Source organism: Streptomyces sp. SID5464 (assembly GCF_009862985.1).
Lineage (GTDB): Bacteria > Actinomycetota > Actinomycetes > Streptomycetales > Streptomycetaceae > Streptomyces > Streptomyces chartreusis_D.
The window spans coordinates 290,532-311,198 of record NZ_WWIQ01000010.1 but is presented as its reverse complement, the minus strand read 5'-3'; the positions used below and the strand labels follow the sequence as shown (position 1 = coordinate 311,198).

At 72.3% G+C, this 20,667-nt stretch carries 18 protein-coding genes; 13 read left to right on the top strand and 5 right to left on the bottom strand.

Annotated features, from left to right (window positions below; all coding sequences use genetic code 11):
• Positions 1 to 48: 48 nt before the first annotated feature.
• The 8 genes from GTY47_RS11445 to GTY47_RS11410 are packed head-to-tail and all read left to right on the top strand — an operon-like array spanning position 49 to position 10,092.
• Positions 49 to 849 carry a TIGR03084 family metal-binding protein gene (locus GTY47_RS11445; protein ID WP_010035813.1) on the top strand — a complete coding sequence of 267 codons (801 nt, stop codon included), beginning with the start codon at positions 49 to 51 and terminating at the stop codon, positions 847 to 849.
• A complete protein-coding gene (locus GTY47_RS11440) occupies positions 846 to 2,522 on the top strand; it encodes an acyclic terpene utilization AtuA family protein (protein ID WP_010035811.1) in 1,677 nt (558 codons plus the stop codon). The genes GTY47_RS11445 and GTY47_RS11440 overlap by 4 nt, the downstream gene beginning before the upstream one ends.
• Complete coding sequence (locus tag GTY47_RS11435) at positions 2,519 to 4,117, top strand: carboxyl transferase domain-containing protein (protein ID WP_010035809.1); 1,599 nt, start codon at positions 2,519 to 2,521, stop codon at positions 4,115 to 4,117. The genes GTY47_RS11440 and GTY47_RS11435 overlap by 4 nt, the downstream gene beginning before the upstream one ends.
• Positions 4,118 to 4,125: 8 nt before the next feature.
• On the top strand, positions 4,126 to 5,967 hold the full coding sequence (locus tag GTY47_RS11430; protein WP_010035808.1) for a biotin carboxylase N-terminal domain-containing protein: 1,842 nt from the start codon (positions 4,126 to 4,128) through the stop codon (positions 5,965 to 5,967).
• A gap of 56 nt (positions 5,968 to 6,023) precedes the next feature.
• Positions 6,024 to 7,145: an acyl-CoA dehydrogenase family protein gene (locus GTY47_RS11425; RefSeq protein WP_010035807.1), complete on the top strand. Its 1,122-nt coding sequence runs from the start codon at positions 6,024 to 6,026 to the stop codon at positions 7,143 to 7,145.
• A gap of 25 nt (positions 7,146 to 7,170) precedes the next feature.
• A complete protein-coding gene (locus GTY47_RS11420) occupies positions 7,171 to 8,739 on the top strand; it encodes a 4-coumarate--CoA ligase family protein (RefSeq protein WP_010035806.1) in 1,569 nt (522 codons plus the stop codon).
• The gene (locus GTY47_RS11415) at positions 8,736 to 9,470 is read left to right on the top strand and encodes an enoyl-CoA hydratase family protein (protein WP_010035803.1); all 735 of its coding nucleotides are present in this window, start codon (positions 8,736 to 8,738) and stop codon (positions 9,468 to 9,470) included. The genes GTY47_RS11420 and GTY47_RS11415 overlap by 4 nt, the downstream gene beginning before the upstream one ends.
• Positions 9,471 to 9,474: 4 nt before the next feature.
• Positions 9,475 to 10,092: a TetR/AcrR family transcriptional regulator gene (locus GTY47_RS11410; protein ID WP_010035802.1), complete on the top strand. Its 618-nt coding sequence runs from the start codon at positions 9,475 to 9,477 to the stop codon at positions 10,090 to 10,092.
• On the opposite strand, the gene pdxH is transcribed toward GTY47_RS11410, so the two are convergent.
• Complete coding sequence (gene pdxH / locus GTY47_RS11405; RefSeq protein WP_010035799.1) at positions 10,089 to 10,757, bottom strand: pyridoxamine 5'-phosphate oxidase; 669 nt, start codon at positions 10,755 to 10,757, stop codon at positions 10,089 to 10,091. The two genes, GTY47_RS11410 and pdxH, sit on opposite strands and share 4 nt — an antisense overlap.
• 285 nt (positions 10,758 to 11,042) lie before the next feature.
• Here pdxH and GTY47_RS11400 point away from each other — a divergent pair, with 285 nt between their 5' ends.
• Positions 11,043 to 12,143 carry a citrate synthase 2 gene (locus GTY47_RS11400; protein ID WP_010035796.1) on the top strand — a complete coding sequence of 367 codons (1,101 nt, stop codon included), beginning with the start codon at positions 11,043 to 11,045 and terminating at the stop codon, positions 12,141 to 12,143.
• A 51-nt stretch (positions 12,144 to 12,194) separates the two neighbouring features.
• On the opposite strand, the gene GTY47_RS11395 is transcribed toward GTY47_RS11400, so the two are convergent.
• Complete coding sequence (locus GTY47_RS11395) at positions 12,195 to 12,668, bottom strand: diadenosine tetraphosphate hydrolase (protein WP_029180891.1); 474 nt, start codon at positions 12,666 to 12,668, stop codon at positions 12,195 to 12,197.
• A 292-nt stretch (positions 12,669 to 12,960) separates the two neighbouring features.
• Between GTY47_RS11395 and GTY47_RS11390 the strand changes: the two genes are divergently transcribed.
• Positions 12,961 to 13,374 (top strand): RidA family protein, encoded by a 414-nt coding sequence (locus tag GTY47_RS11390; RefSeq protein ID WP_010035792.1) that lies wholly within the window; start codon positions 12,961 to 12,963, stop codon positions 13,372 to 13,374.
• 107 nt (positions 13,375 to 13,481) lie between these two features.
• Complete coding sequence (locus GTY47_RS11385) at positions 13,482 to 14,939, top strand: PAS domain-containing protein (RefSeq protein WP_078602760.1); 1,458 nt, start codon at positions 13,482 to 13,484, stop codon at positions 14,937 to 14,939.
• Between the two features lie 62 nt (positions 14,940 to 15,001).
• On the opposite strand, the gene GTY47_RS11380 is transcribed toward GTY47_RS11385, so the two are convergent.
• Positions 15,002 to 15,757 (bottom strand): sugar isomerase domain-containing protein, encoded by a 756-nt coding sequence (locus GTY47_RS11380; RefSeq protein ID WP_010035782.1) that lies wholly within the window; start codon positions 15,755 to 15,757, stop codon positions 15,002 to 15,004.
• Between the two features lie 297 nt (positions 15,758 to 16,054).
• On the opposite strand from GTY47_RS11380, the gene GTY47_RS11375 reads away from it, so the two are divergent.
• Both GTY47_RS11375 and GTY47_RS11370 read left to right on the top strand, forming a co-directional pair.
• Positions 16,055 to 16,747: a metal-dependent transcriptional regulator gene (locus GTY47_RS11375; protein WP_010035781.1), complete on the top strand. Its 693-nt coding sequence runs from the start codon at positions 16,055 to 16,057 to the stop codon at positions 16,745 to 16,747.
• A 608-nt stretch (positions 16,748 to 17,355) separates the two neighbouring features.
• Positions 17,356 to 18,243 (top strand): alpha/beta hydrolase, encoded by an 888-nt coding sequence (locus GTY47_RS11370; RefSeq protein WP_010035779.1) that lies wholly within the window; start codon positions 17,356 to 17,358, stop codon positions 18,241 to 18,243.
• Positions 18,244 to 18,274: 31 nt separating this feature from the next.
• On the opposite strand, the gene GTY47_RS11365 is transcribed toward GTY47_RS11370, so the two are convergent.
• Positions 18,275 to 19,867: a hypothetical protein gene (locus GTY47_RS11365; RefSeq protein WP_010035772.1), complete on the bottom strand. Its 1,593-nt coding sequence runs from the start codon at positions 19,865 to 19,867 to the stop codon at positions 18,275 to 18,277.
• Entirely contained in the window at positions 19,864 to 20,655 is a 792-nt protein-coding gene (locus GTY47_RS11360; protein ID WP_029180890.1) for an ABC transporter ATP-binding protein, read from the bottom strand. The genes GTY47_RS11365 and GTY47_RS11360 overlap by 4 nt, the downstream gene beginning before the upstream one ends.
• Positions 20,656 to 20,667 lie beyond the last annotated feature (12 nt).

The window sequence follows — 20,667 nt, the reverse complement described above, 5'->3', positions numbered from 1 at the left end:
CCACCCCGCACCACCCCCGCACACCGCCGTGCCCCGAGGGGAGCGCCCGTGTCCGATCCGACGTCCGTGATCGACGACCTGCGCGAGGAGAGCGAGCAACTCGACCGCCTCGTGGCCGGGTTGAGCACGCCGCGCTGGGCGCTCGCCACCCCCGCGCCCGGCTGGACCGTCGCCCACCAGATCGCCCACCTCGCCTGGACGGACCGCTCGGCCCTGCTCGCCGTCACGGACGCCGAGGGCTTCCGCGCCCTGGTCGAGAAGGCCCTCGCCGCACCGGGCTCCTTCGTCGACGAGGGCGCCGAGGAGGACGCCGGACTCCCGCCCGCCGACCTGCTCGCGCGGTGGCGCGACGGCCGTACGGCGCTGCAGGAGGCACTGCGGGCCGCGCCGCCCAAGGCGCGCTTCCCCTGGTACGGCCCACCCATGTCGGCCGCCTCCATGGCGACGGCCCGCCTTATGGAGACCTGGGCCCACGGCCAGGACGTGGCCGATGCCCTCGGTGTGGTGCGCCCACCCACCGACCGACTGCGGCATGTGGCCTGGCTCGGGGTACGGACCCGGGACTTCGCCTACGGTGTGCACGGGCTGACTCCGCCCGCCGAGCCCTTCCGCGTCGAACTCGACTCGCCCTCCGGTGACGTGTGGACGTACGGGCCCGAGGACGCCCCGCAGCGCGTCACCGGGCCCGCCCTCGACTTCTGCCTCCTGGTCACGCAGCGCGCCCACCGCGCCGACCTCGCGCTGCGCGCCGACGGCCCCGACGCCGACCGCTGGCTGGACATCGCCCAGGCCTTCGCGGGCCCGCCGGGCAGCGGCCGTGCGCCGAAGCCGAAGGGAGCAGCCGAGTGACCCGGGCGGCCCTCCGCATCGGCAACGCCTCCGGCTTCTACGGCGACCGCTTCGACGCCATGCGCGAGATGCTCACCGGCGGCGATCTGGACGTCCTCACCGGCGACTACCTCGCCGAGCTGACGATGCTCATCCTCGGCCGGGACCGGCTGAAGGACCCCGGCGCCGGATACGCACGGACCTTTCTGCGGCAGTTGGAGGACTGCCTGGGGCTCGCGCACGAGCGGGGCGTGAAGATCGTCACCAACGCCGGCGGGCTCAACCCGGCCGGACTCGCCGACGCCGTGAGGCACTTGGCCGACCGGCTCGGCGTCCCCGTACGCGTCGCACATGTGGCGGGCGACGACCTCACCGCCGCGTACCCCGGTGCCCTCGCCGCCCACGCCTACCTCGGCGGCTTCGGTATCGCGGCCTGTCTGCGGGCCGGCGCCGACGTCGTCGTCACCGGGCGGGTGACCGACGCGGCACTCGTCACCGGGCCGGCCGCCGCCCACTTCGGCTGGACCCCGGACGACCACGACCGGCTCGCGGGGGCCGTCGTCGCCGGGCATGTGCTGGAGTGCGGGGCGCAGGCCACTGGCGGCAACTACGCCTTCTTCCGGGACGGCGACGTCCGCCGCCCCGGCTTCCCGCTCGCCGAGCTCCACGAGGACGGCAGCTGCGTGATCACCAAGCACCCCGGCACCGGTGGCTTCGTCGACGTCGGCACCGTCACCGCGCAGTTGCTGTACGAGACGGCCGGGGCGCGGTATGCCGGGCCCGACGTCACCGCCCGGCTCGACACCGTGCGGCTCGGCCAGGACGGGCCCGACCGGGTGCGGATCGAGGGCGTGCGCGGTCAGGCGCCGCCGCCCACCCTCAAGGTCGGTCTCAACAGGCTCGGCGGCTTCCGCAACGAGGTCGTCTTCGTGCTCACCGGCCTCGACGTCGAGGCGAAGGCCGCCCTGGTGCGGGAGCAGATGGAACCCGTCCTCGGCAAGGCCGCCGACGTGCGCTGGGAGCTGGTGCGCACCGACCGGCCCGACGCCCCGAGCGAGGAGACGGCGAGCGCGTTGCTGCGGCTCGTCGTACGGGACCCCGACCAGGAGGCCGTCGGGCGGGCCCTGAGCGGGGCGGCCGTGGAGCTGGCGCTCGCCAGTTATCCCGGCTTCCATGTGCTGGCACCACCTGGAAAGGCCTCGCCCTATGGGGTCTTCGACGATGTGTACGTCCCCCACGGTGCCGTCGACCATGTCGCCGTCCTCCATGACGGACGCCGGGTCCCCGTGCCCCCGGCCCACGACACCGCCGTACTCGACGAGGCGCCCGAGCCGCCCCTGCCGGAGCCGTTGCCGTCCGGGCCGACCCGGCACGCCCCCCTCGGGCTCGTCGCGGGCGCCCGCAGCGGCGACAAGGGCGGCAATGCCAACGTCGGGGTGTGGGCCCGCACGGACGACGCCTGGCGCTGGCTCGCGCACGAGCTGACGGCCGACCGGTTCCAGGAGTTGATTCCCGAGAGCCGGCCACTGCAGGTCACCCGGCACGTCCTGCCCAACATCCGCGCCCTCAACTTCGTCGTCGAGGGCATCCTCGGCGTGGGCGTCGCCGCCCGGCACCGCTTCGATCCGCAGGCCAAGGCCCTCGGCGAATGGCTGCGCTCCCGCCACCTGGACATACCGGAGGCCCTGCTGTGACCGTCCTGACCTCCGCGCTCGACCCCGGCAGCCCCGACCACCGGGCCAACCGCGAGGCGATGCTCGCCAAGCTCGCCGACCTCGAAGCCGAGCACGCCAAGGCCCTCGCGGGCGGCGGCGAGAAGTACGTCGAGCGGCACCGCAAGCGCGGCAAACTCCTCGCCCGCGAACGCATCGAACTGCTCCTCGACCCCGACACGCCCTTCCTGGAGCTGTCCCCGCTGGCCGCCTGGGGCAGCGACTACGCCGTCGGTGCCTCCCTCGTCACCGGCATCGGTGTCGTCGAGGGAGTGGAATGCCTGATCACGGCCAACGACCCGACCGTGCGCGGGGGAGCGAGCAACCCCTGGTCGCTGAAGAAGGCCCTGCGCGCGAACGACATCGCCCTCGCCAACCGGCTGCCCTGCATCAGCCTGGTCGAGTCCGGCGGCGCCGACCTGCCGTCGCAGAAGGAGATCTTCATTCCCGGGGGTGCCGTGTTCCGGGACCTGACCCGGCTGTCCGCCGCCGGGATCCCCACCCTCGCGGTCGTCTTCGGCAACTCCACCGCCGGAGGCGCCTACATCCCCGGCATGTCCGACCACGTGATCATGGTCAAGGAACGGGCGAAGGTGTTCCTCGGCGGTCCGCCCCTGGTGAAGATGGCCACGGGGGAGGAGAGCGACGACGAGTCCCTCGGCGGGGCCGAGATGCACGCGCGCGTGTCGGGCCTCGCCGACCACTTCGCCGTCGACGAGCACGACGCGCTCCGGCAGGCCCGCCGGGTGGTCGCCCGCCTCAACCACCGCAAGGCGTACGGCGATCCCGGCCCGGCCGAGCCCCCCAAGTACGACGCCGACGAACTCCTCGGCATCGTCCCCGGCGACCTCAGGAGCCCCTTCGACCCGCGTGAGGTCATCGCCCGCATCGTCGACGCCTCCGACTTCGACGAGTTCAAGCCGCTGTACGGGCCCAGCCTGACCACCGGGTGGGCGGCCCTGCACGGCTATCCGATCGGCATCCTCGCCAACGCCCGAGGGGTCCTCTTCAGCGAGGAGTCCCAGAAGGCCGCCCAGTTCATCCAGCTCGCCAACCAGCGCGACATCCCGCTGCTCTTCCTGCACAACACCACCGGCTACATGGTCGGCCGGGAGTACGAGCAGGGCGGCATCATCAAGCACGGCGCGCTGATGATCAACTCGGTCAGCAACAGCCGCGTCCCGCACCTCTCGGTCCTCATGGGCGCCTCCTACGGCGCCGGCCACTACGGCATGTGCGGCCGGGCCTACGACCCCCGCTTCCTCTTCGCCTGGCCCAGCGCCAAGTCGGCCGTCATGGGCCCGCAGCAGCTCGCGGGGGTGCTGTCGATCGTCGCCCGCCAGTCGGCGGCGGCGAAGGGCCGGCCGTACGACGACGAGGCGGACGCCGCGCTGCGCGCCATGGTGGAGCAGCAGATCGAGTCCGAGTCGCTGCCGATGTTCCTGTCCGGGCGGCTCTACGACGACGGCGTCATCGACCCGCGCGACACCCGCACCGTCCTCGGCCTCTGCCTCTCCGCCATCCACACCGCCCCCTACGAGGGCGCGCGCGGCGGCTTCGGCGTCTTCCGGATGTGAGGGAACAGATGATTTCCACCCTGCTGGTCGCCAACCGGGGCGAGATAGCCTGCCGCGTCTTCCGCACCTGCCGCGAGCTGGGCATCCGCACGGTCGCCGTGCACTCGGACGCCGACGAGAACGCCCTCCACGCGCGCGTGGCCGACACGGGTGTACGACTGCCGGGAGCCGCGCCCGCCGACACCTACCTGCGCGGCGACCTGATCGTGAAGGCCGCCGTCGCGGCCGGAGCGGACGCCGTGCACCCCGGCTACGGCTTCCTCTCCGAGAACGCCGGCTTCGCCCGGGCCGTCCTGGACGCGGGCCTGGTCTGGATCGGACCGCCCCCGGACGCCATCGAGGCGATGGCGTCCAAGACCCGCGCCAAGCGGCTCATGGGACTGAAGCCCCTCACCGACGTCACCGAGGCCGACCTCCCGGTCCTGGTGAAGGCGGCGGCGGGCGGCGGCGGCCGCGGCATGCGGGTCGTACGGCACCTGGCGGACCTGGACGCCGAGTCGGCCGCCGCACGCGCCGAGGCGGCGAGTGCCTTCGGTGACGGCGAGGTCTTCGTCGAGCCGTACGTGGAGAACGGCCGCCACGTCGAGGTGCAGATCCTCGCCGACACCCACGGCACCGTCTGGCCGCTCGGCACCCGCGACTGCTCCCTCCAGCGCCGCCACCAGAAGGTCGTCGAGGAGGCCCCCGCACCCGGACTCTCCGCGGAACTCCGGGAGGAGCTGAGCGCCCTCGCCGTACGGGCCGCCCGAGCCGTCGACTACGTGGGCGCCGGCACGGTCGAGTTCCTCGTCGCCGACGGCAGGGCCCACTTCCTGGAGATGAACACCCGCCTCCAGGTCGAACACCCCGTGACGGAAGCGGTCTTCGGCCTCGACCTCGTCGCCGAGCAGATCCGCGTCGCCGAGGGTCACGCCCTCGAAAGCACCCCGCCACGCGCGCGTGGCTACGCCGTGGAGGCCCGCCTCTACGCCGAGGACCCGTCCCGCGACTGGTCCCCCCAGACCGGCCGCCTGCACCGCCTCGCCCTGAACGAGGGCATCCGCCTCGACACCGGCTACACCGACGGCGACGACATCGGCGTCCACTACGACCCCCTGCTCGCCAAGGCCGTGGCCCACGCCCCCACGCGCACGGAGGCCGTCCGCAAGCTCGCCTCCGCCCTGGAACGGGCCGTGATCCACGGCCCCGTCACCAACCGCGACCTCCTCGTCCGCTCCCTGCGCCACCCGGAGTTCACCGCGGCCCGCATGGACACCGGCTTCTACGACCGCCACCTGCCGGACCTGACCGAGCCGTCCCCCGACCCGCACGCCCCCCTGGCCGCCGCCCTCGCCGACGCCCAGGGCCGCTCCCGCTTCGGCGGCTGGCGCAACGTCCCCTCCCAGCCGCAGACCAAGCGCTACGCGATGGCCGGGGAGGAACACGAGGTCCACTACCGGCACACGCGCACGGGCCTGGAGGCGGACGGCGTACGGGTGGTACACGCGGACGCGCACCTCGTGGTCCTCGATGTGGACGGAGTACGGCGCCAGTTCGAGGTGGCCCGCTACGGCGATCAGGTCTACGTCAACTCCACCGCGCTGACGATCCTGCCCCGATTCCCCGACCCGACGCCCCAGCACGCCCCCGGCTCCCTCCTGGCCCCCATGCCGGGCACGGTCGTCCGAGTGGCCGACGGCGTCACCGCGGGCACACCCGTGAAGGCCGGGGACCCCCTCCTCTGGCTGGAGGCGATGAAGATGCAGCACAAGATCGCGGCACCGGCCACGGGAACGCTGACCGCGTTGTCGGTGGTACCCGGACAGCAGGTGGAGCCGGGCATGGTCCTGGCGGTTGTGTCGGAGACCTGAGGGGCGCGGGGAAGTGCTCGACCAGCCACGTACGGCCCGCACCCGAAAGGACACCCGTGGACACCGAAGACCACAAAGCCCTACGCCAAGCCGTGTCCGCACTCGGCAAACGCCACGGCCGACCACACGACCCCGCCCGACTCTGGTCCGAAGCAGGCAGACTGGGCTACCTCGGCGTCAACCTCCCCGAGGAGTACGGAGGAGGCGGCGGAGGCATCTCCGAACTCTCCATCGTCCTCGAAGAGCTCGGCGCAGCCGGCTGCCCCCTCCTCATGCTGGTCGTCTCACCGGCCATCTGCGGCACGGTGATCGCCCGCTTCGGCACGGACGCCCAGAAACAACAGTGGCTCCCCGCCCTGGCAGACGGCTCCCGCCTCATGGCCTTCGGCATCACCGAACCCGACGCCGGCTCCAACAGCCACCGCATCACCACCACGGCTCGAAAAGACGGTACGGACTGGATCCTCACCGGCCGCAAGGTCTTCATCTCCGGCGTCGACATCGCGGACGCCACCCTCATCGTCGGCCGCGCCGAAGACGCCCGCACCGGCCGCCTCAAGCCCTGCCTCTTCATCGTCCCGCGCGACGCACCCGGCTTCACCCGCCGCCCCATCGACATGGAACTCCACGCCGCCGAGAAGCAGTTCGAACTGACGCTGGACGGCGTACGGCTGCCCGCCGACGCACTCGTCGGCGACGAGGACGCGGGGCTGCTCCAGCTCTTCGCCGGCCTCAACCCAGAGCGCATCATGACGGCCGCCTTCGCGATCGGCATGGGCCGCCACGCCCTCGCGAAAGCCGTGGCGTACGCCCGCGACCGACAGGTCTGGAACACCCCCATCGGCGCCCACCAGGCCATCGCCCACCCGCTGGCCCAGGCGCACATCGACCTCGAACTCGCCCGCCTGATGATGCAGAAGGCGGCCCGTCTCTACGACGCCGGCGACGACATGGGCGCCGGTGAGGCCGCCAACATGGCGAAGTACGCGGCGGGGGAGGCCTGTGTGAAGGCCGTGGACCAGGCCGTGCACACCCTCGGCGGCAACGGCCTCACCCGCGAGTTCGGTCTCGCCTCGCTGATAACGGCCGCGCGCGTGGCTCGTATTGCCCCGGTCAGCCGGGAGATGATTCTCAACTACGTCTCCCACCAGACCCTGGGCCTGCCCAAGTCGTACTGAGACGGCCCGCGCGCGAGGAGGAACCATGTTCCGCAGCGAGTACGCAGACGTCCCGCCCGTCGAACTGCCCATCCACGACGCCGTCCTTGCCCGGGCCGCGGAGTTCGGCGACATCCCGGCGCTGATCGACGGCACCGACGGCACCACCCTCTCGTACGAGCAGGTGGACCGGTTCCACCGGCGCGTCGCCGCCGCCCTCGCCGAGGCCGGGGTGCGCAAGGGCGACGTCCTCGCCCTGCACAGCCCCAACACCATCGCCTTCCCGACCGCCTTCTACGCCGCCACGCGCGCGGGAGCCACCGTCACCACCGTGCACCCGCTCGCCACCGCCCAGGAGTTCGCCAAGCAGCTGACGGACTCGGCGGCCCGCTGGATCATCACCGTCTCACCGCTGCTCGACATCGCCCGCCGGGCCGCCGAACTCGCGGGCGGCGTACGCGAGATCTTCGTGTGCGACAGTGCGACCGGACACCGCTCCCTGATCGACATGCTGGCCTCCGCCGCCCCGGAGCCGCAGGTGGCCATCGACCCCGCGGAGGACGTGGCGGCCCTGCCGTACTCCTCCGGGACCACCGGCACGCCCAAGGGCGTGATGCTCACGCACCGGCAGATCGCCACCAACCTCGCCCAGCTCCACCCGGCGATACCCGCCGGACCGGGAGACCGGGTTCTGGCGGTTCTGCCCTTCTTCCACATCTACGGCCTCACGGCCCTGATGAACGCGCCCCTGCGGCAGGGCGCCACCGTCGTCGTCCTGCCCCGCTTCGACCTGGAGCAGTTCCTCGCGGCTGTCCAGAACCACCGCATCACCGCCCTGTACGTGGCCCCGCCGATCGTGCTCGCCCTCGCCAAACACCCGGCCGTCGCGCAGTACGACCTGTCGTCCCTGAAGTACGTCATCAGCGCCGCCGCACCCCTGGACGCCCGGCTCGCCGCCGCCTGCTCCGAGCGGCTCGGCCTGCCGCCCGTCGGTCAGGCCTACGGCATGACGGAACTGTCGCCCGGCACGCACGTCGTCCCGCTCGACGCGATGCGCGACGCCCCTCCCGGCACCGTCGGCAGACTCATCGCCGGCACCGAGATGCGCATCGTCTCCCTCGACGACCCCGGCAAGGACCTCCCCGCCGGTGAGTCCGGCGAGATCCTCATCCGCGGTCCCCAGGTCATGAAGGGCTACCTCGGCCGCCCCGACGCCACCACCGCCATGATCGACACCGACGGCTGGCTGCACACCGGCGACGTCGGCCAGGTGGACGAGGACGGCTGGCTGTTCGTCGTCGACCGCGTCAAGGAACTCATCAAGTACAAGGGCTTCCAGGTGGCCCCCGCCGAGCTGGAGGCCCTGCTGCTCACCCACCCGGGCATCGCCGACGCCGCCGTGATCGGCACGTACAACGACGACGGCAACGAGATCCCGCACGCGTACGTGGTCCGGCAGCCGGCCGCCACCGACCTCTCCGAGGCGGAGATCATGATGTACGTCGCCGAACGCGTGGCCCCCTACAAGCGGATCCGGCACGTCACCTTCATCGACGGCGTCCCCCGCGCGGCCTCCGGCAAGATCCTGCGCCGACAGCTCAGGGAGCGCGCATGACTCTGATCGGCAGGGCACGCGCGCGTGCCGTGCAGACCCTCACCCTCGACTCGCCCCACAACCGCAACGCCCTGTCGGCGGCCCTCGTCGGCGAACTGGCCGACGCGCTCGCGGACGCCGGCCAGGACACCGGCGTCCGCGCGGTGGTCCTGACCCACACCGGGAACACCTTCAGCGCGGGCGCGGACCTCAAGGATCCGCCGCCCCCCGAGGCGCTGGTCGCACTGCTCCGCCGGATCATCGAACTGCCCAAGCCGGTCGTCGCCCGGGTCACCGGCCACGTCCGCGCGGGCGGTCTCGGCCTGCTGGCCGCCTGCGACATGGCGGCCGCCTCCACCGAGGCCACGTTCGCCTTCACGGAGGTCCGCATCGGCGTCGCCCCCGCGGTCATCTCCCTGCCGCTGCTGCCGCGCACGGACCCGCGCGCCCTGTCCCGCTACTACCTCACCGGCGAACGCTTCGATGCCGCGGAGGCCACCGCGACCGGCCTGCTCACCACCCACGCCGACGACGTCGACACCGCACTGGCCCCCATCCTCGACGGCCTGCGCAGATCCGCCCCCGACGCCCTCACCGAGACGAAACGGCTGCTCACGGCTAGGGTGCTGGAAGCCTTCGACCGGGACGCGGCCGGCCTGACCGCGCTCTCGGCCCGGCTGTTCTCCTCCGCGCAGGCCCGCGAGGGGATGACGGCCTTCCTCGAACGACGGGATCCGGCATGGGTGGTGTGAGGACATGGGCGGTGTGAGCACGGTCGACCGCGCGGAGCGGGTCCCCAAGCAGGACCGCAGCCGTGCCACCCGGCAGCGGCTCCTGGAAGCCGCCGTGTCCTGCCTCGCCGAACACGGCTGGGCGGGATCCACCGTCTCCGTCGTCGCCGAACGCGCCGGCGTCTCCCGCGGCGCAGCCCAGCACCACTTCCCGACCCGGGAGGACCTCTTCACGGCGGCCGTCGAGTACGTCGCCGAGGAACGCTCCACGGCCCTGCGCGCCCTGTTCCCCGAGGGCGCGGCCGGAGACCGGCACGCGGTCGTCGCGGCCCTGGTCGACCTCTACACGGGACCGCTGTTCCGCGCGGCCCTCCACCTCTGGGTGGCCGCCTCCAACGAGGACCAGCTGCGTGCCCGCGTCACCGAGCTCGAATCCCGCGTGGGCCGCGAGACCCACCGCATAGCCGTCGACCTCCTGTCCGCCGACGAATCCGTCCCCGGCGTCCGCGAAACCGTCCAGGGCCTCCTCGACATGGCCCGCGGCCTGGGCCTCGCCAACCTCCTCACGGACGACGCGGCACGCCGCGACCGGGTGGTCGAGCAGTGGGCGGGGCTGCTGGAAGGGGCGCTGGGCAGCCGCTAGGGACTGAGCCGCTCCACGCGCCAGCTCCCGTCGGCCCGCTCCACGTACCGCAACCGGTCGTGCAGCCGGTTCTCGCGGCCCTGCCAGAACTCCACCGTCTGGGGGGCCACCCGGAAACCGCCCCAGTGCGGGGGCACGGGGACCTGCTCGCCCTCGGGATAGCGGGCGGCCAGTTCGGCGTAGGCGCCGTCGATGTCGGCCCGGGTGGCGATCACCGAGGACTGGGCGCTGGCCCAGGCGCCCAGCTGCGATCCGTGCGGGCGGGTCCGGAAGTACGCCGCCGTCTCGTCCCGCCCGGTACGCCGCGCGACCCCGGTCACGATGACCTGCCGGGCCATCGGATGCCAGGGGAACAGCAGCGAGACGTACGGGTTCTCCGCCAGGTCACGGGCCTTGCGGGAGTCGTAGTTCGTGTAGAAGACGAAGCCCTGCTCGTCGAAGTGCTTCAGCAGCACCGTGCGGGAGCTGGGGCGGCCCTCGGCGTCGGCCGTCGAGACGATCATGGCGTTCGGCTCGAACAGCCCGCCGTCCGTCGCGGCCTGTTTGAACCAGCGCGCGAACTGCTCGACGGGGGTGGCGGCCAGCTCGTTCTCGGAGAGGCCCTCGGCCCGGTACTGCTTGCGCATCGAGGCCAGGTCGAAGGGGACGGCGTCGCGGTCGGTCACCCGGTCATCTTGCCGTATGGACGGTGTCCTTCGTCACTGCCTGGCACTGAGTGCCGTGAACCCTCCCCAACGGTGGCACTCGGGGATATCGTTTCCGTGCCGTTCCGGTTGGGTGACCGCCAGCCGTACGGGGCATCACAGGGGGAGACCGGCCAGGACCGCGAGTCGCCGTAGGTGACCGTGGATCCTCCGGACGGCCGCCCGCTTCGCAAGCTGACTGACACATGGTTCGTCGTCCCACCCCACATCACACCATCTGTCACTTACATCACGAGGAGCCGCCTGATGTCCGACTTCGTACCCGGGCTCGAGGGAATCGTCGCGTTCGAGACGGAGATCGCCGAGCCGGACAAGGAGGGCGGCGCACTCCGGTACCGGGGCGTCGACATCGAGGACCTCGTCGGCCACGTCTCCTTCGGCAACGTCTGGGGCCTGCTCGTCGACGGCGCGTTCAACCCCGGCCTGCCGCCCGCCGAGCCGTTCCCCATCCCCGTCCACTCCGGCGACATCCGCGTCGACGTGCAGTCGGCCCTGGCCATGCTGGCGCCCGTGTGGGGCCTGAAACCCCTCCTGGACATCGATGCCGAGCAGGCCCGCGAGGACCTGGCCCGGGCGGCCGTCATGGCACTGTCCTACGTCGCCCAGTCGGCACGCGGCCAGGGCCTGCCGATGGTCCCGCAGCGCGAGATCGACAAGGCCCACTCCGTCGTCGAGCGCTTCATGATCCGCTGGCGCGGCGAGCCGGACCCCAAGCACGTGGCGGCGGTGGACGCGTACTGGACGAGCGCCGCGGAACACGGCATGAACGCGTCCACGTTCACGGCGCGGGTCATCGCCTCGACGGGCGCGGACGTGGCGGCGGCCCTGTCCGGAGCGGTCGGCGCGATGTCGGGCCCCCTCCACGGAGGCGCCCCCTCCCGCGTCCTGCACATGATCGAGGAGATCGAGCGCACGGGCGACGCGGAGGCCTACGTCAAGCAGACCCTCGACAAGGGCGAACGCCTCATGGGCTTCGGCCACCGCGTCTACCGCGCCGAGGACCCGAGGGCGAGGGTCCTGCGCCGCACGGCCCGCGAACTGGGCGCACCGCGCTTCGAGGTCGCCGAGGCCCTGGAGAAGGCGGCCCTGGCGGAACTCCACGCCCGCCGCCCCGACCGGGTCCTCGCCACCAACGTCGAGTTCTGGGCAGCGATCGTCCTGGACTTCGCCGAGGTCCCGGCCCACATGTTCACGTCCATGTTCACCTGCGCCCGCACGGCCGGCTGGTCCGCCCACATCCTCGAACAGAAGCGCACGGGCCGCCTGGTCCGCCCCTCGGCCCGCTACACGGGTCCGGGCTCCCGCGACCCCCGGGAGATCGAGGGCTACGAGGACATCGCCCACTGATCCGTCTCCCACACGGCCCCACCCGGCTCCGGGTGGGGCCGCCCGCCCCTCTCACCCCGTGAGCCGGTCCAGCTCCTGCCCGATCGCCTCCCGCACCGGGTCGTGCCGCGCCCCGAGCGCATGGCGCTCCGCGCTCCACATCTCCCGCGGATAGAGCCACACCGGCATCCGCACGAGATCCCCGGGCTCCCAGTCGTACCGCGGCCACACATGCGCGTGCAGGAACCCGTCGGCGTTCCCGAGAATCTCCAGATTGACCCGCCGAAAGCCCGACTCGATCCGCCGGCAGGCCCGCTCGACGGCCTCCCCCAGACGCGCCATGTCCTCCAGAAACGCCGTCCGCCTGCTCCGCGGCAGCTCCGACAGTCGCTCCACCAAGGGGTCATCGGTCAGCAACACCGAGTAACCAGGCAGAAACTGCACATCGCCGATCACCGCGAACCCGGCGTCCAGCCTCCGCATCACGGTCGGATTCTCGCCCCGCAGAGCGCTGCCGATCCGATCGTCGCGCCACTCGCTCGCCACCATCGCCCCCCGGAAAACGCAGACGACCCGCGAGCCTGGTCCTCCTGAGGAGGAGCCGGCCGGACGTACCGGCGACTCGCGGGTCGGGTGACTGCTGGAGATTGGGCCGGCTGCACGTTTCGCTCACGTGCTGGTCCGGCACCGCACTGTGTGTGGTGCCGGGCCGCTAGCCCGCAGCCACCTCACGCGTCCGGTTCTCATACATCTGCCGAACCACCTCCCTTCTCGTGTACCTGGAACCCTAGGAAACCGTCCGGCCCCGGATCAACTGTTTTTCTGAGACCTTGACCCCATGACGCAGCGACAGGCGATTCTCAGCGGTTCGGTGTTCGAGGAGCGGATCGGGTACGCCCGGGCCGTGGTGGACGGGGACTGGGTGCACGTGTCGGGGACGACCGGCTTCGACTACGCGGACATGACGATCTCCGACGACGTCGTGGAGCAGGCCGAGCAGTGTCTGCGGAACATAGGTGCCGCGCTGGAGGAGGCGGGGTGCTCGTTCGCGGACGTCGTGCGGGTGCGGTACCTGCTGCCGGATCGCGAGGACTTCGAACCGTGCTGGCCGGTGCTGCGGAAGTGCTTCGGTGAGGTGCGGCCGGCCGCGACGATGTTGGTGTGCGGGCTGGCGGACCCCCGGATGAAGATCGAGATCGAGGTGTACGCCCGCCGCGGGAGTGGTACTGGGGGTGTGTCGTCGATCGGCTGAGTCCGCGGCGGGCCGCTCTCCGGGGCGTTGACGTGGGGATCGCCGCCGTACAACGATTCCTTCAATGTTGTGGGAACTTGGTGTGCGCTGGGTCACGTTCCAGTTGAATGATTGCAAGTAGCGAACCGACGTGCCGTACGTGCGGACGCAGCCTGCAGGGGGTCCAGGTGAGTGCTTCCCGGCGTAGTGGGACCACCGACGAGCTGGGGCCGGACGAGCCCGAGCGGGACGGTTCGGACGGCTCGGATCTGCTCGCCGCGCTGCTGGACGGTATGGACGCGGCGCTGTGCGCCTTCGGCGCCGACGGGGTCGTGACGCACTGGAACCGCGAGGCCGAGCGGATTCTGGGATGGAGCGCGGACGAGGCCGTGGGGCGGCGGGGCCTCGCCGGGTGGGCCGTGCGCAGCGCGGACGCCGAGGAGGTCGAGGCGCGGCTGCTGTCCGCCATGCACGCGCCGGGGCGCCAGGTCCACGAGTTCGCGCTGCTGACGAAGGACGGCGGGCGGGTGCTCGTACGGATGCAGTCGGCGGCCGTGCGAGGACCTGACGGCAAGCCCGCGGGTGTGTACTGCGCCTTCAGCGAGGTGCACGTGCAGATCGATCTGGAGCGGTCGATCGCCCTCAGCGAGGCGCTGTTCGAGGACGCCAGCTGGGGTGTCGTGCTCGTGGACGTCGACCTGCGGCCCGCCGTGGTGAACGCGCACGCGGCCCGGGCGCTGGGCACGGGGCGCACGTCCGTGCTCGGGCGGCCGCTCGGGGAACTGCTCGCGCAGGGCGTGGAGGAACTGGAGAGCGCGCTTCAGCACGTGCTGGCGGAGGGTGCGCCGCCCGCGCCCGCCGAGGTGTGGGTGACGGTGCGCACGCCCGAGGGGGAGCGCCGGCGGTGCTGGCGCAGCGGTTTCCTGCGGCTGGCCTCGCCGCTCGCGGAGGAGCCGGTTCCGCTGGGCGTCGGCTGGCTGTTCCAGGACGTGACGGAGGCCAAGCAGACCGAGCAGGAGGCATCACTGCTGCGGTTCCGTACGCAGCAGCTGCACCGGGCGTCGCGGGCCGCCGCCGAGTGTGAGGACCCGGCGGAGGCCGCGACCGTCCACCTGGACTTCGCCCTGGCCGGTTTCGCCGACCACGCGCTGATCGACCGGGTGGCCGGAGGCGCGCTCACCGACGGTGAGAACGAGGGGCCGGTGCGGCTGGTGCGGGTCGCCGCGACGCCCTCCGGCGCGCCGGGCCCGAGCAAGCTCGCCGACCGCGCGGGCCTGCCCGTGCGGTACGCCGAGGCGCATCCGGCCGTGCAGTGCGTGGAGCGGGTCGGTGCGCTGCGGGCGAGCGCGGGCACGGTCCCGCCGGAGCAGGCCCGGGAGTGGGCCCTGGCCCGCCAGTGGCCGCCGGACGCCGTGCACGCCCTGTGCGCGGTGCTGCGCAGCCGGGGGCGGACGCTGGGTGTCGTGACGTTCCTGCGGGGCGCGGGGCGCAGCGCCTTCGAGCGGTCCGACGCGATGTATGCGGAGGACGTGGCGGTACGGATCGCCGCGTCGCTGGATCTCGCCGGGTTGTCGGACGAGGAGTGAGGGCGCGCCGACGCCCGTGGCGCCTCAGCGCCGCCGGAACACGTCAGTGCCGCTTGAACATGTCAGTGCCGGTAGAAGATCCGGTCCCGGTACTCCTCCATGACCCGTGCGTTCCAGTCATGCCCCCCGTCGACGTTCCCGGAGCGCAGGAGCGGGGGCTCCACGCCCCGGTCGGCGAGCGTGGCGGCCGTGGTCGCCATGACGGCCTGGAGGAGGGCCGAGGTGACGACCGTGGAGGCGGGGGCGAAGGGGGCGGGCACGTCGTCGTGGGTGAGTTCCGCGTCGCCGACCGCGATCTTCGAGTCGAGGACGAGATCGCAGTGGTCCTTGAGATACGTCCCCGAGGCGTGCCGCGACTTCGTCTCCGAGGCGTACGCCACCGACGTCACGCCGATGACCTGCACGCCCAGGGCGCGCGCGTGCAGGGCCATCTCCACGGGGAGGGCGTTGCGCCCCGAGAGGGAGATGATCAGCAGGGCGTCGCCCGCGCGGAGCGGGGAGCTGTCCAGGACGGCGCTCGCGAGGCCGTCGACGCGTTCCAGCGCGGAGCCGAGCGGCGCGGGCATGACGTCGACGCCGACGACTCCCGGCACGGCGAGCAGGTTCATCAGGGCGAGACCGCCGGCGCGGTAGACGAGGTCCTGCGCGGCGAGGGAGGAGTGCCCGGCGCCGAAGGCGAACAGACGGCCGCCGTTCTCGACGGTGTCGGCGAGGAGCGTCCCGGCCGCCGCGATGCTGTCGGCCTCCTCGTCGCGGACCCGCCGCAGCAGGCCGATCGCGGCGTCGAGGAACCGGCCGGCCGGCGCGCGCTCGCTCATACGGAGTCCCTTCGGGCTGACCTGGGGCGGGTGTCGCGCATCACGGTGCGGTCTGGACCAGTGCGGTGTCAATACGGCCGTGAAAGGCCCGGCGGAGCCGGGAAAAGCCCGGCGGGGCCGGGAGAGCGCTCGTTGCGGTTGTGAAAGGCTCCGTCGTACCCCGCCGCGGGCCCGGATAACCTCCGCTTTCCCTCCCGCGGCACGGTTGTCGGTGGTATCCGGCAGAATTGGGTGCAGGGCCAGCGCACACGCCGGTGAGCCGTCCAGCCTCCGGCAGATCTCATTCGAGGGGCACGTATGTCCGGACTGATCGACACCACGGAGATGTATCTCCGCACCATCCTCGAGCTGGAGGAAGAGGGTGTGGTCCCCATGCGCGCCCGTATCGCCGAGCGGCTGGACCAGAGCGGGCCGACGGTCAGCCAGACCGTGGCCCGGATGGAGCGCGACGGCCTGGTGTCCGTCGCCAGCGACCGGCACCTGGAGCTCACCGACGAGGGCCGTCGTCTCGCCACGCGCGTGATGCGCAAGCACCGCCTCGCCGAGTGTCTGCTCGTCGACGTGATCGGTCTGGAGTGGGAGCAGGTCCACGCCGAGGCGTGCCGCTGGGAGCACGTGATGAGCGAGGCCGTGGAGCGCCGCGTCCTGGAGTTGCTGCGGCACCCGACGGAGTCGCCGTACGGCAACCCGATCCCGGGGCTGGAGGAGCTCGGCGAGAAGGACGGCGCCGACCCGTTCCTGGACGAGGGCATGGTGTCGCTGGCCAGCCTCGACCCGGGCGCCGAGGGCAAGACGGTCGTGGTGCGCCGGATCGGCGAGCCGATCCAGACGGACGCGCAGCTGATGTACACGCTGCGGCGCGCGGGCGTGCAGCCCGGCTCGGTGGTGAGTGTGACGGAGTCGGCGGGCGGTGTGCTGGTCGGCAGCGGTGGCGAGGCGGCCGAGCTGGAGTCGGACGTCGCCTCCCACGTGTTCGTCGCCAAGCCCTGATCCCGGCCCGGAACCGGTCTCGGGGTGGTCGCCAACTCCCGTTGCGGGTGGGGCGGTTGTGGCGTTGGCGTGATCCCGTCGGATCCATGATTCAGTCCGTCGAATGGCAGCGCTCGCGGGCTTCCCGTGCGACGCTGTCGCGTGAGGCATATGACCTGAGGGCTCTTGGCCGCGGTTCGACAGCGATGTCGTCCGGCCGGGGAGGGGGCGGAAGGATGTGCCGTGGAGACGTGGAGGGCCCCGGCGCCGCGTGGCGCCGGGGCCTGTCCTCCCCTGTGCTGACCCGGAGCCCCGAGCTCTCAGGGTCATTCCCCGCGGACCGGTTTCCCCGAGCGGTCCGCCCCCCGCTGAAGATCTCCCCTCGGTCGAGGCGATCAATCCTTGGGGGTGGTCACTCGAACGAGGGGTGTTGTCCGCGAGAACGGCCTCCTCGAATGGCCATTCGATAATCTGCGGGTGACGTACCCACCGGAATGTGCGCTACAGGGATGTGCACTCCGGCAGGAACCACGAGGAACGGCAACAGGCACGGCAGGCAGAACACGGTTCACAGGACCGACCGGCCCGAGACGGCCACGGTCCGCGCGAAGCTTGGGGGGTGCCAGGACATGGCGCGACGCATCGACGTGACCGGGACGGGCGGCGTACGCCTCGCGGCCTGGGAGTTCGGCGACCCGCCCAAGACCGATCCAGCCGGATCCGATCCAGCGCGGGACGTGCCGGACGGCTCCCCGGGCGTGCTGTTACTGCACGGTCTCATGGGCCGCGCCTCGCACTGGGCGTCCACCGCCCGCTGGCTCTCCGCCCGGTACCGAGCGGTCGCCCTGGACCAGCGCGGCCACGGCCGTAGCGACAAGCCCCCGCAGGGCTCCTTCACCCGTGACGCCTACGTCGACGACGCCGAGGCCGCTCTCGAACAGCTCGGCCTCGCCCCGGTCGTCCTCATCGGCCACGCCATGGGCGCGCTGACCGCCTGGCAGCTCGCCGCCAAGCGCCCCGACCTGGTCCGTGGCCTGATCATCTGCGACATGCGGGCCTCCGCCCTCGGTGCCGCGTCGCAGCGCGAGTGGGACCAGTGGTTCAAGTCCTGGCCGCTGCCCTTCGCCACGCTCGCCGACGTCCGCAAGTGGTTCGGCGAGGACGACCCCTGGGTGGAGCGGCCCAACCCGGCCCGCGGCGAGTTCTACGCCGAGGTGATGGCCGAGTCCCCGGACGGCTGGCGTCCGGTCTTCGACCCGGAGCAGATGCTCCGCTCCCGCGAGACGTGGGTGTACGACGCGCACTGGGAGGAGCTGGCCCAGGTCCGCTGCCCCGCCCTGGTGGTGCGCGGCCTCGACGGCGAGCTGGGCCGGGCCGAGGCCCAGGAGATGGTCCGCGTCCTGCCCCGCGGCCAGTACGCGGAGGTCGCCGACGCCGGCCACCTCGTCCACTACGACCAGCCGGAGGCCTGGCGGGCGGCGATCGAACCGTTCCTGGACGCCCTGAGCGCCGACTGACGCCCCTGGGGGTGTTTCGGAAGCCCCCTGGTCACCCCTTGCTGACCGCCGTCAGGATCTCCGGCAACCGCCGGGCCGTCTGCGGAGCGGCGAACCGCAGTCCCACCGCCGTGAGCGCCGCCGCGTACCCCGCGCCCACCGGCAGCAGCAGCCACGTCGAGTCGTCGCCCCCGGCGCTCACGTTCAGCCAGATCGTGAGCGCGATGACCGGCGCGCACAGCAGGGCGGCGGCGATCATCCCGCCGAAGATGGAGATCCAGGCGAGCCCGGCCTGCCCGGGGGCGACGTTCTTGTGGCCCTCCTGCGGAATGGAGTAGGGGAAGCGGGCCGAGGTCCACGCCCCGGTCGCGAGCATCGCGCCGAGCAGCGCGAAGGACAGCCCCAGCGCCTCGGGCAACCGCCGCCAGTCGCCGAGCACGGCGGTCGTCACGACGGTGACGAGCGTGGCGTACGGCAGGGTGATCAGCAGCAGGGCCAGGGCACGGGCGCGCAGCTCGACGTAGGCGTCGCGGGTCGACGAGATCGTCATCGCGACCATCCAGAACGCCGAGGTGTCCTGCCCGAACTGGTTGTACATCTGGATGCCGAGCATCCCGGCGGCGAAGCAGGCGAAGTACACGGACCCGGTGCCCTGCCAGGCGTTGAACACCGGCACGATCAGCCCGATGGCCAGCGACGTCACCCAGGCCGCCTTGGTCTTGGGGTCGCGCCACACGTACCGCAGGCTGCGCTCCATGACCGTCCCCGTACGGCCCGCGGGCAGCAGCCGTCCGAGCCCGCTGGACGTCCGCTCGCGGGCGGCCGTCCCGGCGGCCGGCAGCGTCGACCCGTCGGGCGAGGTCATCAGCCGGGTCAGATGCCGTGACCACACGGCGAGCAGCGCGGCCAGCGCGCCCGCCGTCAGCGCCAGTTGCGCGAGGGCGAGACCGTACGATCCCTCGCCCACCGCGTGCACGGCCCCGATGGCCGACGCGGGCGGCACCCACCGGAGCACGTCCGCCGCCGGGTCGAGCTCGCCCAGGCCGGACGCCCCGAGCCGCTGCGCGCCGAAGTTGACGACCTGCGCCCCGATCGCGATGACGAGCCCGCTCAGCACGGCGAGGTCCCGCCCCTTGCGGCTGGTCAGCAGCCGTACGTTGGCGGCGGCGACGGCCCGCGCGAGAGCCACGCACACCAGCAGCGCCAGGACGACCGCGACCACGCCCACCGCGAACGCCGCCCCGCCCCGGGCCACCGCGACCACGGAACCGATCAGCAGGCACAGCGTGAACAGCGGCCCGATACCGACCAGCGACGCCACGAGCAGGGCCCGCACCAGCGGCCGGGGCCGCAGCGGCAGCATCACCAGCCGGGTCGGATCCAGCGTCTCGTCGCCGCTGGGGAAGAACAGCGGCATCACCGCCCAGCCGAGCCCCAGCACCGCCGCCGCCAGCACGACCAGCGACTCGACGTGCGCGTGCCCGCGCAGCGCGATCAGGCCGATCAGTTGCAACGCGGCGAACAGCAGAGCACAGACGGCCGACGCGATGTAGGCGGCCTTACGGCCCCCGGACTGCCGCAGCCCGTTGCGCAGCAGCGACAGCTTCAGCCGTACGAAGACGGGGGTGATCGTGGAGTCGCTCACCGGGACCCGCCGCCCAGCCAGTCGAGATCGGACCCGGCGTCCCGGCTCTGCGCCCCGACGAGCTCCAGGAACGCCCGCTGCAACGAGGGCGCGTCACCCCGCACTTCCGCCAGCGTCCCGTGCGCGCGGATCCGTCCGGCGGCCATCACGGCCACCCAGTCGCACAGCGACTCGACGAGCTCCATGACGTGGGAAGAGAACACGACCGTGGCGCCGGAGGCGGTGTACCGCTCCAGGACGCCCCGGATGGTCTGGGCGGAGACGGGGTCGACGCCCTCGAACGGCTCGTCCAGGAACAGCACTTCGGGATTGTGGAGGAGAGCCGTGGCGAGGCCGATCTTCTTTCGCATGCCGGTCGAGTAGTCGACGACGAGCTTGTGCTGGGCGCCCGCCAGATCGAGGACGTCGAGGAGCTGCGTGGCCCGCTTGTCGACCTCGGCACCGGGCAGTCCGCGCAACCGCCCGGTGTACGCCAGCAGTTCCCGCCCGGACAGCCGCTCGAACAGCCGCAGCCCCTCCGGCAGCACCCCGATCCGCGCCTTCACCTCGACGGGGTCCCGCCACACGTCGTGCCCGACCACCTCGACGGTCCCGTGGTCGGGCCGGAGCAGCCCGGTCACCATCGACAGGGTGGTGGTCTTCCCGGCCCCGTTCGGCCCGACAAGCCCGATGAACTTGCCCGCGGGCAACTCCAGGTCGACCCCGGCAACAGCGACCTGCTGCCCGAACCGCTTCCAGAGCCCCTGCACACGCACAGCGCTGGATCCCACCGCGTCTCCCTCCGTCACCTTGAACCCTAC